The organism is Pseudomonas sp. TSO6 (assembly GCF_056098905.1).
In genome coordinates, this window is sequence record NZ_JBLZWV010000058.1 from 73053 (window position 1) to 89705 (window position 16653).

At 64.5% G+C, this 16653-nt stretch carries 12 protein-coding genes; 5 read left to right on the top strand and 7 right to left on the bottom strand.

What is annotated here, in order from left to right; genetic code table 11:
• Window positions 1-233: 233 nt before the first annotated feature.
• The 5 genes from ACN6NG_RS22670 to ACN6NG_RS22690 all read right to left on the bottom strand — a co-directional run bounded on the left by ACN6NG_RS22670 (window position 234) and on the right by ACN6NG_RS22690 (window position 4679).
• Window positions 234-2066: an ABC transporter ATP-binding protein gene (locus tag ACN6NG_RS22670; RefSeq protein WP_474316328.1), complete on the bottom strand. Its 1833-nt coding sequence runs from the start codon at window positions 2064-2066 to the stop codon at window positions 234-236.
• Entirely contained in the window at window positions 2059-2691 is a 633-nt protein-coding gene (locus tag ACN6NG_RS22675; protein WP_474316331.1) for a DsbA family protein, read from the bottom strand. Before ACN6NG_RS22675 ends, ACN6NG_RS22670 begins: the two co-directional genes overlap by 8 nt.
• A 3-nt stretch (window positions 2692-2694) precedes the next feature.
• On the bottom strand, window positions 2695-3627 hold the full coding sequence (gene trhO, locus ACN6NG_RS22680; protein ID WP_474316334.1) for an oxygen-dependent tRNA uridine(34) hydroxylase TrhO: 933 nt from the start codon (window positions 3625-3627) through the stop codon (window positions 2695-2697).
• A 220-nt stretch (window positions 3628-3847) separates the two neighbouring features.
• Complete coding sequence (locus ACN6NG_RS22685; protein ID WP_132844560.1) at window positions 3848-4144, bottom strand: BolA family protein; 297 nt, start codon at window positions 4142-4144, stop codon at window positions 3848-3850.
• Between the two features lie 10 nt (window positions 4145-4154).
• Complete coding sequence (locus ACN6NG_RS22690; RefSeq protein ID WP_019473006.1) at window positions 4155-4679, bottom strand: DUF2059 domain-containing protein; 525 nt, start codon at window positions 4677-4679, stop codon at window positions 4155-4157.
• Between the two features lie 154 nt (window positions 4680-4833).
• On the opposite strand from ACN6NG_RS22690, the gene ACN6NG_RS22695 reads away from it, so the two are divergent.
• The gene (locus ACN6NG_RS22695) at window positions 4834-6228 is read left to right on the top strand and encodes a class II fumarate hydratase (RefSeq protein WP_059395304.1); all 1395 of its coding nucleotides are present in this window, start codon (window positions 4834-4836) and stop codon (window positions 6226-6228) included.
• A 501-nt stretch (window positions 6229-6729) separates the two neighbouring features.
• Here the strand turns inward: ACN6NG_RS22695 and ACN6NG_RS22700 are convergent.
• Both ACN6NG_RS22700 and pap read right to left on the bottom strand, forming a co-directional pair.
• Window positions 6730-7692 carry a DMT family transporter gene (locus ACN6NG_RS22700; protein ID WP_474316338.1) on the bottom strand — a complete coding sequence of 321 codons (963 nt, stop codon included), beginning with the start codon at window positions 7690-7692 and terminating at the stop codon, window positions 6730-6732.
• A 254-nt stretch (window positions 7693-7946) separates the two neighbouring features.
• Complete coding sequence (gene pap, locus ACN6NG_RS22705; RefSeq protein ID WP_474316340.1) at window positions 7947-9440, bottom strand: polyphosphate:AMP phosphotransferase; 1494 nt, start codon at window positions 9438-9440, stop codon at window positions 7947-7949.
• Window positions 9441-9576: 136 nt separating this feature from the next.
• Between pap and mnmC the strand changes: the two genes are divergently transcribed.
• From mnmC to ACN6NG_RS22725, 4 genes are all read left to right on the top strand, one after another.
• On the top strand, window positions 9577-11541 hold the full coding sequence (gene mnmC / locus ACN6NG_RS22710) for a bifunctional tRNA (5-methylaminomethyl-2-thiouridine)(34)-methyltransferase MnmC2/FAD-dependent 5-carboxymethylaminomethyl-2-thiouridine(34) oxidoreductase MnmC1 (protein ID WP_474316342.1): 1965 nt from the start codon (window positions 9577-9579) through the stop codon (window positions 11539-11541).
• A gap of 229 nt (window positions 11542-11770) precedes the next feature.
• Window positions 11771-13558, top strand: coding sequence for an N-acetylglutaminylglutamine amidotransferase (locus ACN6NG_RS22715; RefSeq protein ID WP_474316344.1), 1788 nt, complete (start codon window positions 11771-11773; stop codon window positions 13556-13558).
• 3 nt (window positions 13559-13561) lie between these two features.
• The gene (gene ngg, locus ACN6NG_RS22720) at window positions 13562-15307 is read left to right on the top strand and encodes an N-acetylglutaminylglutamine synthetase (protein WP_353456450.1); all 1746 of its coding nucleotides are present in this window, start codon (window positions 13562-13564) and stop codon (window positions 15305-15307) included.
• 124 nt (window positions 15308-15431) lie between these two features.
• The gene (locus ACN6NG_RS22725; protein WP_003252630.1) at window positions 15432-16616 is read left to right on the top strand and encodes an osmoprotectant NAGGN system M42 family peptidase; all 1185 of its coding nucleotides are present in this window, start codon (window positions 15432-15434) and stop codon (window positions 16614-16616) included.
• Window positions 16617-16653 lie beyond the last annotated feature (37 nt).

A 16653-nucleotide genomic window follows, 5' to 3' on the forward strand; every position in this document is an offset into this window, starting at 1 on the left:
GCAAATCGACCCAGACAAGCACAGCGTAGGCCATCTGCCATCAACGTGACGGGGTTTTTTATGACAGGGAATCGCAGGATTTGCACGCACGCTGTGGGAGCGGCCTTGCGTCGCGAAAGGGCCGCGACGCGGCCCCCGGATTTCAAGGTTGATGCTGAAATTGCCGGGGCTGCTTTGCAGCCCTTTCGCGACACAAGGCCGCTCCCACAGCGACGGCACAAGGCACCTGAAATTCAGCTTTGCTGCAAGTGCCCATAAAGCTTGGCGTACAACCCACCCTCGGCAATCAGCTGCTGGTGGTCGCCATCTTCGGCTACATGCCCGCCATCGAACACCAGCACCCGGTCGGCCTGCTTCACCGCCGACAGCCGGTGGGCGATGATCAGCGTGGTGCGGCCGCTGAGGAAGCGCGCCAGGGCCAGGTGCAGGTTGTACTCGGTGGCGGCGTCCAGGGCCGAGGTGGCTTCGTCGAGGATGACCACCTTGGGCTCGGCCAGCACCATGCGGGCGATGGCCAGGCGCTGCCGCTGCCCGCCAGACAAGCGCACGCCGGAGCGCCCCACCACACTGTCCAGGCCCTGCGGCAAGGCGGCGATGGTGGCGTCCAGCTGGGCGATGCGCAGCGCCTGCCAGCAGGCGTCGTCACTGCTGTCGCGGCCCATGGTCAGGTTGGCACGTACGGTGTCATTGAACAGCGACGGGTGCTGCAGCACCACCGCGACGTTTTCGCGCAGGGTTTCCAGGCCGATTTCCTGCAGGCTGGCACCGCCAAAGCGGATGGTCCCGGCCTGGGCGCTGTAAAGGCCCAGCAGCAGTTGCACCAGGGTGCTCTTGCCGCCACCACTGGCGCCGACAATCGCCACCTTTTCGCCCGGAGCGATAGACAGGTCGAGGTTTTCCAGCACCGGCTCGTCGGCATAGGCAAAGCGCAAGTCGCGCACTTCGATGCCCACCGTCTCACGGCCGGCGAACGGGTCACTGGCGGCCGGGTACTGCGGTTCGTCATCGCGCGCCAGCAGCTCGTTGAGGCGGCTCAGCGCACCGCCGGCGGCGTAGTAGGCATATTGCAGGTTGAGCAGTTGCTCCACCGGCCCGATCATGAACCACAGGTAGCTGAACACCGCCAGCATCTGGCCGATCGACAAATCGGAGAACAGTACGGTCAGCATGGCTGCGGCGCGGAAGATATCGATGCCGAACTGGAACAACAAGCCACTGGCACGGCCACTGGCATCGCTTTTCCACTGCGAATCCACGGCGTAGTCACGCACTTCACGGGCGCGCAGGCCCAAACGGCCAAGGAAGTAGCCCTGGCGGTTGCTGGCACGGATTTCCTGGATGGCATCGAGGGTTTCCGTCAGCGCCTGGGTAAAGCGCGCGGTGCTGTCGTTCTCAAGCTTTTTCAGGTGTTTGACGCGTTTGCCCAGCTGCACGGTGAAATAGATCACCAGCGGGTTGAACAGCAAGATCAGCAAGGCCAGCTGCCAGTGCATCCAGATCAGGATCGCCGCTGTGCCGGTCAGGGTCAGCATGGCCACCAGGAAGCGGCTGAGGGTTTCGCCCACGAACTTGTCGAGGGTGTCCAGGTCGGTGACCAGGTGGGTGGTTACCGTGCCACTGCCAAGGCTTTCGTATTCCTTCAGCGAAATACGCTTGAGCCGCTCGATCAGGCGGATGCGCAGGCGGTAGACGATATCCTTGGCCAACCCGGCAAACAGCTTGGCCTGGATCACGTTGAACGCCAGGGCAGCCAGGCGCAGGCACAGGGTAAGCGCCAGCATCAGCCCGATATAGCCGGCTGCCACCTGCCAGTTGGAGGGCAGCAGGTGGTTCATCCACTTCAGCGCAGCATCGCCATGACCGAGCAGTACTTCGTCCACCAACAGGGGCAGCAGCAACGGGATGGGCACGCTGCAGCAAGCCGCTAGCACGGCGATGAGGTTGGCAGACCAGAGGTTCTTCTTGTGATGCAGGGCCAGGCGGCGGATTTCCGCCCAGCTCAGTCGATCGCCCGCAGCGTGAGGCTTGCCCGGCACCGGGTCGGGTGACCCAGGCACATCAAGCACAGGCGGCCTGCTGCAGCCAGCGGCCGAGCAAGGGTTGCAGGCGGCCCAGCGGCTGGTAGCCGTTGGTCAGCAGGGCCAGTTGGCCATTGCGCTCGGCCAGCAGGGTCGGAAAGCCGGCAATACCCAGGTCCTGGGCCCAGCTGAAATCGGCTGCGGTGGCGGCGCGGGTATCGGCGCGGGCGAAGGTGTCGGCAAACACGGTGCGGTCGAAGCCGCACTGCGAGGCCAGCTCGACCAGCTGCGGCGCCGTGGTCACGTCCACGCCCTGCTCGTAGAACGAACGCTGGATCAGCGCCAGCAGCGGCCAGACGCGTTCGGCGTCCAGCTCACGGGCAGTGACCAGGGCGCGGCAGGCCGGCTCGGTGTCGTAGACGAAGCCCTCAGGCATGGCCCCTTCGAAACGAAATGGCTGGCCGGTCGCGTCGGCCACCGCCTGCCAGTGTTCGAGGATGTACTTGCGGGTGGAGCTGTCCAGGGCGCTGCCGCCGGTGCGCAGCCCGCCCGGCACCACGCGGGTGACAACGCCCGCCTCACGCGCCTGGGCGATCAGGGCGGCGGCTACCGGCGCGAAACCCCAGCACCAGGAGCACATCGGGTCCATCACATAAATCAGGCGTGCAGACATGCATCAGGCCTCGGCTTTGTAGTTGTAACCGATCGGGTGCGGCAGGTTGCGGGCCTTGGCCAGCTCGATCTGCTTCTGCCGGTCGATGGCACTGCGCCGGGTCTTCTCGCTCAGGGTGTCCCAGCAATGCGGGCAGCTGACACCTGGCGAATAGTGCTCGGACGCGCGCTCCTCTGCATTGATCGGGTGGCGGCAGGCGTGGCACTGGTCGTACTCGCCTTCGCTCAGGTCATGGCGCACCGTGACGCGGTTGTCGAAGACGAAGCAGTCGCCGTCCCACAGGCTTTCTTCCTGAGGCACTTCCTCGAAGTACTTCAGCACGCCACCCTTAAGATGATAGACCGCCTCGAAGCCTTCACCGAGCATGTAGCTGGAGGCTTTTTCGCAACGAATGCCGCCGGTGCAGAACATGGCCACTTTCTTGTGCTTGCTGGGGTCGAAGTTGGCCTTGATGTACTCCGGGAACTCGCGGAAGGTTTCGGTCTTCGGGTCCATCGCGCCCTTGAAGGTGCCGATGGCCACTTCGTAGTCGTTGCGGGTATCGATCAGCAGCACTTCCGGGTCGCTGATCAGCGCGTTCCAGTCCTTGGGCTCGACATAGGTGCCGACCGCCTGGTTCGGGTCCACGCCCGGCACGCCGAGGGTGACGATCTCTTTCTTGAGCTTGACCTTTGTGCGGTAGAACGGCTGCTCGTCGCAGTACGACTCTTTATGGTCGACATCGGCCAGGCGCGGGTCGTTGCGCAGCCAGGCCAGCAGGCCGTCGATGCCTTCGCGGGTGGCCGACACGGTGCCGTTGATGCCTTCGTGGGCCAGCAGCAGGGTGCCTTTGACGTCATTGTCGAGCATGACCTTGAGCAGCGGCTCGCGCAGCTCGACGTAGTCTTGCAGGGTGACGAACTTGTACAGCGCCGCGACGACGATAGGTTGTGACATGAAGCGGGTTCTCCAGGTGGTTGCCCTCGTAAGGGGCGGACCGGGTTTGACAAAAAGCAGGGGGCGCTTTGCGCCCCATTCGCGGCACAAGGCCGCTCCTACAGGGAAATACACAACCCAACGGGCGGTGCAATCCCTGTAGGAGCGGCCTTGTGCCGCGAATGGGCCGCACAGCGGCCCCCTTGGATGGTACGGATTCTACCAGAACGACAAAAAGGTTTCAGTGCCCGCCGCCGGCACATACCGGCGAGGCCGGAGCAGCGCCGACCTTGGCCCATTCTTCGGCGGTGTAGGTATGAATGGCCAGGGCATGGATCTGCCCCATCAGCTCACCCATGGTGGCGTACACCTTCTGGTGGCGCTTGACGCTGTTCAACCCGGCAAACTGCTCGCTGACGATCACTGCCTTGTAGTGGGTCTCCTGACCACGACTGTGCATGTGGCTTTCGTCGAGCACTTGCAGGTGCTGCGGCGCCAGGGCGCCCAGCTGTTGTTCAATGCGCTGTTGCATGGTCATTGCGGCGTGCTCACTTCTTGGCAGGGACGGCAGCCTTGCCAGCATTAGGGTCCAGTTCCTTGGTCATGTCTTCCAGCAGCTTGTTCACCACCGGCACTGCTGGCTCAAGGCTCTGCTGGGTCAGCTGGGCCGACTGCTGGGTAACCTTGGGCATTTCACGCAGGACTTTCTTGCCCAGCGGCGATTCATAGAACTTGACCAGGTCTTTCAGCTCTTGCTCGGTGAAGGTCTGGGTGTACAGGTCGACCATCTTGGGCTTCAGCTTGTTCCAGCCGATGGCGCTGTCCAGCGCGGCGTTGGCTTTGGCCTGGTAGCTTGCCAGCACTGGCTGTTTGGCGGCCGGGGCCTTGGTTTGAGCGAAGCGCTGGGCGAACATCTGTTGGACCTGCATGTACACCGGGGTGCCCAGCTTGTCGGCGTTGGCCAGGGTCAGGAATTTCTCGGCAGCAGCGTTGTGGCTGGCGGTGGCAGCGAGCACCTGGCCGCTGGCGCAAGCCAGGGCAACGGCGGCACAAAGGACACGGAGACGGGTCATTGCATTTCCTTCAAGAAGAGGGAGGCGGGTACCTCAGAGTAGAGCATTCTGCGCCGTGGTGGCGATGTGCTCAAGTGGCACGACGAGCGACGGAACCGCTCGGTCGAATCAGGGCCTAAACTGCGATTTCGAACTACACAGGAGTGAGTACAGAATGAGCCGTATCGAGACAGACAGCCTGGGCCCGGTCGAAGTTCCTGATGGCGCCTACTGGGGTGCGCAAACCCAGCGTTCGCTGATCAACTTCGCCATTGGCAAGGAACGCATGCCCCTCGCGGTGCTGCACGCCCTGGCGCTGATCAAGAAAGCCGCGGCACGCGTCAACGACCGCAACGGCGACCTGCCGGCCGACATCGCCCGGCTGATCGAACAAGCCGCCGACGAAGTGCTTGATGGCCAGCACGACGACCAGTTCCCGTTGGTCGTGTGGCAGACCGGCAGCGGCACGCAAAGCAACATGAACGTCAACGAAGTGATCGCCGGGCGCGCCAACGAACTGGCCGGCAAAGGCCGTGGCGGCAAAGCGCCAGTGCACCCCAACGACCACGTCAACCGCTCGCAGAGCTCCAACGACTGCTTCCCCACAGCCATGCACATCGCTGCGGCGCAGGCGGTGCACGAGCAGCTGCTGCCGGCAGTCGCCGAACTGTCGTCGGGGCTTGCCGAGCTGTCGGCCCGCCACCAAAAGCTGGTGAAGACCGGCCGCACGCACATGATGGACGCCACGCCGATCACTTTCGGCCAGGAGGTGTCCGCCTTCGTCGCCCAGCTCGACTATGCCCAGCGCGCCATCCGCGCCACCCTGCCGGCGGTATGCGAACTGGCCCAGGGCGGCACCGCGGTTGGCACCGGGCTCAATGCCCCGAATGGTTTTGCCGAAGCCATCGCTGCCGAGTTGGCGGCGGAGTCCGGCCTGCCGTTTGTGACGGCACCAAACAAGTTCGCGGCGCTGGCCGGCCATGAACCGCTGACCAGCCTGGCAGGCGCCTTGAAAACCCTGGCAGTGGCGCTGATGAAAATCGCCAACGATTTGCGCCTGCTGGGCTCCGGCCCACGCGCAGGCTTTGCCGAAGTGCGCCTGCCGGCCAACGAACCGGGCAGTTCGATCATGCCCGGCAAGGTTAACCCTACCCAGTGCGAAGCGCTGTCGATGCTGGCTTGCCAGGTGCTGGGCAACGATGCCGCCATCGGTTTTGCCGCTAGCCAGGGGCATCTGCAACTGAACGTGTTCAAGCCGGTGATCATCCACAACCTGTTGCAGTCGATCGAACTGCTGGCCGATGGCTGCCGCAACTTCCAGTTGCACTGCGTGGCGGGCATCGAGCCCGATGCCGAGCAAATGGCCGCGCACCTGGAGCGGGGCTTGATGCTGGTGACGGCGTTGAACCCGCATATCGGCTATGACAAGGCGGCGGAAATTGCCAAGAAGGCTTACAGCGAAGGCAAGACCTTGCGCGAGGCTGCATTGGAGCTGAAGTACCTGACCAATGAGCAGTTCGACCAATGGGTGCGGCCAGAGAACATGCTGGCACCGGGTGGCAAGGGCTGAGCTCTTTATTGCCTGCCCCGGCCCTATCGCCGGCAAGCCAGCTCCCACAGGGATCGCACAACATTCACGCCTGTGGTGATCCTGTGGGAAGCTAACTTCCACAGGGGCCCCACATCTTTCAAGCTTGTGGTGATCCTGTGGGAAGCCAACTTCCACAGGGACCCCACATCTTTCAAGCCTGTGGTGATCCTGTGGGAAGCCAACTTCCACAGGGACCCCACATCTTTCAAGCCTGTGGTGATCCTGTGGGAAGCCAACTTCCACAGGGACCCCACATCTTTCACGCCTGTGGTGATCCTGTGGGAAGCCAACTTCCACAGGGACCCCACATCTTTCACGCCTGTGGTGATCCTGTGGGAAGCCAACTTCCACAGGGGCCCCACATCTTTCAAGCCTGTGGTGATCCTGTGGGAAGCCAACTTCCACAAGGGCCCCACATCTTTCAGGCCTGTGGTGAGCCTGTGGGAGCTGGCTTGCCGGCGATAGGGCCGGAGCAAGCGATCAATGAACCTGGGCCAACCGCGCACGCCTCGCGCGCCAACTGGCCACCAGCGATGGCCCCAGGGCTACCAGCGCCGAGCCGGACACCACGGTCACCGCCCCTACATAACCCAGGGCATTGATGTCCTCGGCGTGCACATACTCCGGCCACACCAGTGCCGCGAGTGCCACCGCAACAAAGGTCACCAGCGGTGTCAACGCCAGGGTGGCACTCACCCGCGACGCCTCCCAGTGCGCCAGCGCCTCGGCAAATGCGCCGTAAGCCACCAGGGTATTCAGGCAGCAGGCCAGCAGCAGCCAGCCCTGCACCGGGGTCAGTTGCAACGCCTCCAGCGGGTGTACCCAAGGCGTGAGCAGCGCAGCACAACTGAGATAGATCACCATCATCACCTGCTGTGAATGCCACACGGTCAGCAGTTGCTTCTGGCTGAGGGCGTAGAACACCCAGATGCTGGTGGCCAGCAGAATGGTCAGCACGCCGGTGGTGTAGGTGCCCAATGAAGTCAGCAGCTCTTCGAGGCGCTCGTTGAAGAACAGGCCAAAACCCGCCAGCAGAATCACCAGGCCCACGCCCTGCCCCAGGCTGAAGCGCTCGCGGAACACGAACACGCTGGCCACCAGCAACAGCACCGGGCCGACCTGTACCACCAGTTGCGCGCTACCAGGGCTGAGCAGGTTGAGGCCGATCAGGTACAGCACGTAGTTGCCCATCAAGCCCAGCACGGCCACCACTACCAGGCCTTTGCCCCTGGGTGCCAGCCGGGTGAACGACGGCAGGCGTCGCTTGGCTGCCAGCCAGGCGAACAGCAGGCCACCGGAAACCAGCAGGCGGTACCAGGTGACTGTGATCGGGTCGACCACTTGCAGTACCTGCTTGAGCTTGATCGGCAAGATGCCCCAGAGCAAGGCAGTCAGAAGTGCCAGGAACAGGCCATAGCTCCAGCGGCCGGAAGTGGTGTGCATAGCGTCCTCGTTCAAGCCCGTGGTGGGGGTGACTGAATTCTACGGGCTTGGAGGGCAGTGACGGAGAAGAGTGCCGAGAAAAGAATTCATCAGGTCATTCTTGTGGGGCATGGCTTGGCAGGTGTGCAGCCTGTTCTGGCCTCTTCGCGGGTGAACCCGCTCCCACAGGATGATCACAGGATTGGCCATTGTGCAGTCCCTGTGGGAGCGGGTTCACCCGCGAAGAGGCCAGAACAGGCAACCAAAACCCCTGGCTATTTTTTGTGCTTGGCAAACGCCGCCTCAAGCGCCTGGTTGATGGTGCGCAGCACCTTCACCCGCGCCCAGCGCTTGTCGTTGGCCTCCACCAGCGTCCAGGGTGCAATCTCGCTGCTGGTGCGGTCGACCATGTCGCCCACCGCCTGGACATAGTCGTCCCACTTGTCGCGGTTGCGCCAGTCGTCCTCGGTGATCTTGTAGCGCTTGAACGGGATCTGCTCACGCTCCTGAAAACGCTCCAGCTGGGTCTGCTGGTCGATCGCCAGCCAGAACTTCACCACCACCACACCGGCGTTCACCAACTGCTCTTCAAAGTCGTTGATCTCGCTGTAGGCACGCATCCAGTCGGCCGGGCTGCAAAAACCTTCCACCCGCTCCACCAGCACCCGGCCATACCAGGAGCGGTCGAAGATGGTGAACTTGCCGCGTGCCGGGATATGCCGCCAAAACCGCCACAAGTAGGGTTGCGCGCGCTCTTCCTCGGTGGGCGCGGCAATCGGCACGATGCGGTACTGGCGCGGGTCCAGCGCCGCGGCCACGCGGCGGATGGCACTGCCCTTGCCGGCAGCATCGTTGCCTTCGAACACCGCCACCAGGGCGTGCCGGCGCATGCGCTTGTCGCGCAGCAGCCCGGCCAGGCGGGCCTGTTCGGTGACCAACTGCTCCTGATAGTCAGCCTTGTCCAGGCGCAACGTCATGTCCAGGGCGCCGAGCAGGCTGCGGTCGTCGATGCTGCGGCCCAGCGGGGCGACATTGCCCTGGTGCTTGCCCTTGGGGTTGTTGGCCAGCGCGGCCTGCAGGCTGTCCAGCAGGATGCGCCCCACCGCCAGGCTGCGGTAGTTCGGGTCTACCCCTTCGACGATGTGCCACGGCGCATAGTCGCGGCTGGTGCGGCGCAGCACGCGCTCGCCAAAGCGCACGAAACGGTCGTAGGTTTGCGACTGCTGCCAGTCCAGCGGGCTGATCTTCCAGCTGTGCAGCGGGTCGTCCTTGAGCGACTTCAGCCGTGCCTTCATCTGCTTCTTGGACAGGTGGAACCAGAACTTGATGATCAGCGCACCTTCATCGCACAGCATCTGCTCCAGGCGCTCGGCGCCCATGATCGCCTGATCGAGCACGGCATCCTTGAACACCCCGTGCACCCGCCCCTGCAGCATCTGGCTATACCAGTTGCCAAAGAACACGCCCATCCGCCCCTTGGGTGGCAAAGCCCGCCAGTAACGCCAGGCGGGCGGCCGGGCCAGCTCTTCGTCGGTCTGCTGGTCGAAGGTGAGCACATCGATCATGCGCGGGTCCATCCACTCGTTGAGCAGCTTTACCGTCTCACCCTTGCCAGCGCCTTCGATGCCGTTGATCAGCACGATCACCGGGAAGCGCGCCTGCTGCTTGAGTTCGTACTGGGCTTCGAGCAGGGCCTCGCGCAAAGCGGGCACCTCGGCGTCGTAAGCCTCCTTGTCGATGCTGTGGCCGATTTCGGCGGATTCGAACATGCACTGGCTCCTTCAATGGATAAGCAAGACTAGCGGATTTCATTTATGCCTGTACTGACCTGTTCGCGCGTGAACGCGCTCCCACAGGTAACCCGGATGGCATAAAATCCCGCCATCCGCTGCAACCGAGCCAACCATGTCCACCCTCCTCCAGCACGCCCAGATCGACTGGGACGACCAGGGCCGCCCCCACTCGCGGCAATATGACGACGTCTATTTCGCGGTCAACGAAGGCATCGAAGAAACCAAACACGTATTCCTCGGCCAGACCCGCCTGGCCGAGCGCTTTGCCAACCTGACGCCGCACAGCTGCATGGTGATTGGCGAAACCGGCTTTGGCACCGGCATGAATTTTTTCTGCGCCTGGCAACTGTTTGACCAGCACGCCCACAGCGACGCGCGCCTGCACTTCGTCAGTGTCGAAAAATACCCCCTCGGCCACGCTGACATGGCCCGCGCAGTACGCCTGTGGCCTGAACTTGCCGCCTACACCGAGCCCCTGCTGGAACAATATGTGGCGGTGCACCCGGGCTTTCAGCAGTTCACCTTCGCCAATGGCCGGGTCACCCTGACCCTGCTGATCGGCGACGTGCTCGAGCAGCTGCCACAGCTCGACGCGCAGATCGATGTGTGGTTCCTCGATGGCTTCGCCCCCGCCAAGAACCCCGACATGTGGACACCAGAGCTGTTCGCGCAGCTGGCGCGGCTATCGCACCCGGGCACTGTGCTGGGCACCTTCACCACCACCGGCTGGGTGCGCCGCAGCCTGGTCGAAGCCGGCTTCGCCATGAAGAAGGTGCCAGGCATCGGCAAGAAGTGGGAGGTGATGAGCGGCGCCTACGTCGGCCCCCTGCCAGCCCCCGGCGCACCTTGGTACGCGCGCCCCGCCCCTTCACAGGGGCCACGCGAGGCACTGGTGATCGGTGCCGGGCTGGCCGGCAGCACAACCGCTGCCAGCCTGGCCCGGCGTGGCTGGCAGGTCACCGTGCTGGAGCGCCACGAAGCGCCGGCCCAGGAAGCTTCGGGCAATCCGCAGGGGGTGCTGTACCTCAAGCTGTCCGCCCATGGCACCGCACTTTCACAGATGATCCTGTCCGGTTTCGGCTACACCCGGCGCCAGCTTGAACGCCTGCAGCGTGGCCGCGACTGGGATGCCTGCGGCGTGCTGCAACTGGCCTTCGACAACAAGGAAGCTGAGCGCCAAGGCAAGCTGGCTGCCGCTTTCGACTCCAACCTGCTGCACGCGTTGGAACGTACAGAAGCTGAAGCCGTCGCCGGGGTGGCCTTGCCGGCCGGCGGGTTGTTCTACCCCGAAGGCGGCTGGGTGCACCCACCTGCGTTGTGCCAGCAACAGCTGCAGCACTCAGGGATTCGGCTGGTCACCCATCAGGAAGTGCTGGAGCTGCGCAAGGTCGACCAGCAGTGGCAGGCCTGGGCGGGTGACCGCCTGATTGCCTGCGCGCCCGTGGTGATTCTGGCCGGTGCCGCCGAAGTAAGGCGTTTCGAGCCTTGCGCGCAACTGCCGCTCAAGCGTATCCGGGGGCAGATTACCCGCTTGCCCGCCACCGCCAGCAGCCGGGCGCTGCGCACCGTGGTGTGTGCGGAGGGCTACGTGGCGCCGCCGCGCGGTGATGAACATACCCTGGGCGCAAGCTTTGATTTCCACAGCGAAGACTTGGCGCCGACGCTGGCCGAGCACCAGGGCAACCTGGCGTTGCTGGACGAGATTTCCGTCGATCTGGTCCAGCGATTGGGCACGGTAGAGTTAGCCCCTGAGCAGTTGCAGGGGCGCGCGGCATTCCGTTGCACCAGCCCGGATTACCTGCCGATCGTGGGGCCGGTAGCTGATGTGCAGGCGTTTGCCGAGGCCTATGCGGTGTTGGGCCGGGATGCGCGGCAAGTGCCGGATGTAGCCTGCCCTTGGCTGGATGGGTTGTATGTGAACAGCGGGCATGGGTCGCGCGGGTTGATCACGGCGCCGCTCAGTGGCGAGCTGGTGGCGGCCTGGGTGTGTGGTGAACCGCTGCCGTTGCCGCGAGCAGTGGCAGAGGCGTGTCATCCGAACCGGTTTGCCTTGCGTAAGCTGATTCGGGGGAAGTAATCGGCCGGGGGCTGCTGCGCAGCCAATCGCCGGCAAGCCAGCTCCCACAGGGACCGCGCAAGGCATCAGGCCTGACGTGACCCGTGGGAGCTGGCTTGCCGGCGATTGGGCCGCACAGCGGCCCCATATAACAAATCGTTCTAAAACTCTCAAAAAGCACATCGGTCAGTTCCTTAAGGTGCCCTAATCCTGGGCACCCCCTCCCCAACGGAAAAACCGGTAAGGACTTATGTGCGGATTAGCAGGAGAGTTGCGTTTCACCCCCATCGACCAGGCCCCTCGCCCAGCCGACCTGGCTGCGGTAGAGCGCATAACGCATCACCTCGCGCCTCGCGGCCCGGATGCGTGGGGCTTCCATAGCCAAGGCCCTATTGCCCTCGGCCACCGGCGCCTGAAAATCATGGACTTGTCCGACGGCTCGGCGCAGCCGATGGTCGACAACACCTTGGGCCTGTCACTGGCGTTCAACGGTGCCATCTACAACTTCCCCGAACTGCGCCAGGAGCTGCAAGACCTGGGCTACAGCTTCTGGTCCGACGGCGACACCGAGGTGCTGCTCAAGGGCTACCACGCCTGGGGCGCGGCCTTGCTGCCCAAGCTCAACGGCATGTTCGCCCTGGCCATCTGGGAGCGCGACAACCAGCGCCTGTTCCTGGCCCGCGACCGCCTGGGCGTAAAGCCCCTGTACCTGTCGCGCAACAGCGAGCGCCTGCGTTTTGCCTCGACCCTGCCAGCGCTGCTCAAGGGCGGCGACATCGACCCGATGCTCGACCCGGTGGCGCTCAACCATTACCTGAACTTCCATGCCGTGGTGCCGGCACCACGTACCCTGCTGGCCAACGTGCAAAAGCTGGAGCCTGGCACCTGGATGCGCATCGACCGCCATGGCGAGGTCGAGCGCCAGACCTGGTGGCAGCTGAAATACGGTGCCAACCCGGATGAGCGTGAGCTGGACCTGGAAGGCTGGACCACCCGCGTGCTCGACGCCACCCGCGACGCCGTGGCCATCCGCCAACGCGCGGCCGTCGACGTCGGTGTGCTGCTGTCCGGTGGTGTCGACTCCAGCCTGCTGGTCGGTCTGCTGCGCGAAGCGGGTGTGGACGACCTGTCGACCTTCTCCATCGGTTTTGAAGATGCAGGTGGCGAACGTGGCGACGAGTTCCAGTATTCCGACCTGATCGCCAAGCACTACGGCACCCGCCACCACCAGCTGCGCATCGCCGAAAACGAGATCATCGACCAGCTGCCAGCGGCATTCCGCGCCATGAGCGAGCCAATGGTCAGCCACGACTGCATCGCCTTCTACCTGTTGTCGCGGGAAGTGGCCAAGCACTGCAAGGGCGTGCAAAGCGGCCAGGGCGCCGACGAGCTGTTCGCCGGGTACCACTGGTACCCGCAGGTGGACGGCGCCGATGACGCCTTTGCGGCTTACCGCGATGCATTCTTCGACCGCAGCCACGCCGAGTACCGCGACACCGTGCAGGCGCCCTGGGCGCTTGAAACCGACGCGGCCGGCGACTTCGTGCGCGAGCACTTCGCCCGCCCCGGTGCCCGCGACGCGGTGGACAAAGCCCTGCGCCTGGACAGCACGGTGATGTTGGTTGATGACCCGGTCAAGCGAGTGGACAACATGACCATGGCCTGGGGCCTGGAGGCACGTACGCCATTCCTCGACTACCGCCTGGTGGAGCTGTCGGCGCGTATTCCGGCGCGCTTCAAGCTGCCCGATGGCGGCAAGCAGGTGCTCAAGCAGGCGGCGCGACGGGTGATCCCGCATGAGGTGATCGACCGCAAGAAGGGCTACTTCCCGGTGCCGGGCCTCAAGCACCTGGAAGGCGCCACCCTGGGCTGGGTGCGTGAGCTACTGACCGACCCCAGCCAGGACCGTGGGCTGTTCAACCCGGCCATGCTCGACCGCCTGCTGAGCAACCCGCACGGCCAGCTCACTCCGCTGCGCGGCTCCAAGCTGTGGCAGCTGGCGGCGCTGAACCTGTGGCTGAGCGAACAAGGAATCTGACCGATGAAAGCCCATGAAATCGCATACGGTCAGCGCCTGCTGCGCGGCCAGGCGCCGTCCTATGAGCGCCTGCAGGCGCGCCTGGCCGGCGACGGCAGCCAGCCCCACGACCAGCCGCGTGCCGTGCACTGCGGCTGGGGCCGGCTGCTGATCGGCCATACCTACCCCGACCCGGCCAGCCTGGCCGAGGCGCTGCTGGACGAAAGCCCCGGCGAGCGCGACATCGCCCTGTACGTGGCCGCGCCGCAGCAGTTGCTGGCCCAGGCCCCGCAGCAACTGTTCCTCGACCCGTCCGACACCCTGCGTCTGTGGTTTACCGACTACCGGCCAGCGCAGCGGGTGTTCCGCGGTTTCCGCGTGCGCCGGGCGCAGAACCCCGCCGACTGGCAGGCGATCAACACCCTGTACCAGGCGCGCGGCATGCTGCCGGTCGACGCCGAACTGCTTACGCCCCGGCACTTGGGCGGACCGGTGTACTGGCTGGCTGAGGACGAAGACAGCGGCGCGGTGATCGGCAGCGTCATGGGCCTGAACCATGCCAAGGCGTTCGACGACCCGGAACATGGCAGCAGCCTGTGGTGCCTGGCAGTCGACCCGCACTGCACCCGCCCCGGCGTGGGCGAGGTGCTGGTGCGCCACCTGATCGAGCACTTCATGAGCCGTGGCCTGGCTTACCTCGACCTGTCGGTGCTGCACGACAACCGCCAGGCCAAGCGCCTGTATGAAAAGCTGGGTTTTCGCAACCTGCCCACCTTTGCGGTCAAGCGCAAGAACGGCATCAACGAGCAGTTGTTTCTTGGCCCCGGGCCGCAAGCGGACCTCAACCCCTACGCACGCATCATCGTCGACGAGGCGCTGCGCCGCGGCATTGAAGTCCAAGTGGATGACGCCGCCGCCGGCCTGTTCACCTTAAGCCTGGGCGGGCGGCGTATTCGCTGCCGTGAATCGCTCAGCGACCTGACCAGTGCCGTGACCATGACTTTGTGCCAGGACAAGCGCCTGACCCAGCACGCTCTGGGCAATGCCGGGCTGCAGGTGCCGGCGCAGCAGCTGGCGGGTAATGCCGACGACAACCTGGCGTTTCTCGACGAGCATGGCGCGGTGGTGGTCAAGCCGGTCGACGGCGAGCAAGGCCAGGGCGTGGCGGTTAACCTGACCTGCATCGACGACATCACCCGCGCCGTGGCGCACGCTCGCCAGTTCGACAGCCGCGTGCTGCTGGAAAGCTTCCATGCCGGGCTGGACCTGCGCATCGTGGTGATCGGCTACGAAGTGGTGGCCGCTGCCATCCGCCACCCGGCACAGGTGCTGGGCGATGGCAAACACAGCGTCCGCCAGTTGATCGAAGCCCAGAGCCGTCGGCGCCAGGCTGCCACCGGCGGCGAAAGCCGCATTCCGCTTGACGACGAAACCGAGCGCACCCTGCGCGCCGCGGGGTTTGGCTATGACGATGTGTTGCCTGCCAGCCAGCGCCTGGCCGTGCGACGCACCGCCAACCTGCACACCGGTGGCACCCTGGAGGATGTGACCGAACGCCTGCACCCGGTGCTGGCGGACGCTGCCGTGCGCGCTGCACGGGCGCTGGAAATTCCTGTGGTCGGGCTGGACTTCATGGTGCGCGATGCCGGGCAGCCGGAGTACGTGATCATCGAAGCCAACGAACGTGCCGGCCTGGCCAACCATGAACCCCAGCCAACGGCCGAGCGCTTTATCGACCTGCTGTTTCCGCATAGCCGGCCGTTGGCGTAACCGCTGATGGCCTCTTCGCGGGCGCGCCCGCTCCCACAGGCCCGGCACAGTTCCTGAGGCTTGTGGGGTGCCTGTGGGCGCGGGCGTGCCCGCGAAGAAGTCAACGCAACTCTAAGGAGTACTCATGTCCGAACGACTCCCCGAACCCGATCTCGACTACCTCAAACGTGTGCTGCTGGAGATGCTGGCCATCCCCAGCCCCACCGGTTTCACCGATACCATCGTGCGCTACGTGGCCGAACGCCTGGACGAGTTGGGCATACCCTTCGAGCTGACCCGCCGCGGCACCATTCGCGCCACCCTCAAGGGCCGCCAGACATCCCCCGACCGCGCCGTGTCGGCCCACCTGGACACCATCGGCGCCAGCGTGCGCCAGTTGCAGGACAACGGCCGCCTGGCGCTGGCACCGGTGGGTTGCTGGTCTAGCCGCTTTGCCGAAGGTAGCCGGGTCAGTGTATTCACCGATACCGGCGTGTTCCGTGGCAGCGTGCTACCGCTGATGGCCAGCGGGCATGCCTTCAATACCGCCATCGATCAGATGCCGGTAAGCTGGGAGCATGTGGAAGTGCGGCTGGATGCCTACTGCGCCACCCGCGCCGACTGTGAGGCACTGGGGATCAGCATTGGTGACTTCGTCGCCTTCGACCCATTGCCAGAGTTCACCGAAAGCGGCCATATCAGCGCCCGTCACCTGGACGACAAGGCCGGTGTAGCGGCATTGCTGGCGGCACTGAAGGCTGTGGTGGAAAGCGGTCGCCAGCCGCTGATCGACTGCCACCCGCTGTTCACCATCACCGAGGAAACCGGCTCGGGCGCAGCCGGCGCCCTGCCTTGGGATGTCAGCGAGTTCGTCGGCATCGACATCGCCCCGGTGGCACCTGGCCAGGCGTCCAGCGAGCATGCGGTAAGCGTAGCCATGCAGGACTCGTCCGGGCCTTACGACTACCACCTGTCCCGGCATTTGCTGAAGCTGGCCGGCGACCACGACTTGCCGGTGCGCCGTGACCTGTTCCGCTATTACTTCAGCGATGCCCATTCGGCGGTGACGGCGGGGCATGACATCCGCACCGCACTAGTGGCATTTGGTTGCGACGCCACCCATGGCTACGAACGCACGCACATCGACAGCCTTGCGGCGTTGAGCCGGTTGCTGTCGGCGTACTTGTTGAGCCCGCCAGTGTTTGCCAGCGACTCGCAGCCGGCCAATGCCTCGCTGGAAAGGTTCAGCCACCAGTTGGAGCACGATGCACAGATGGAAAGCGACACGCGGGTGCCTGCGGTGGACAGCCTGGTCGGCAATAAAGGGTGATGGCCTTGGGGGCTGCTTGGCAGCCCCCCAATTCCCG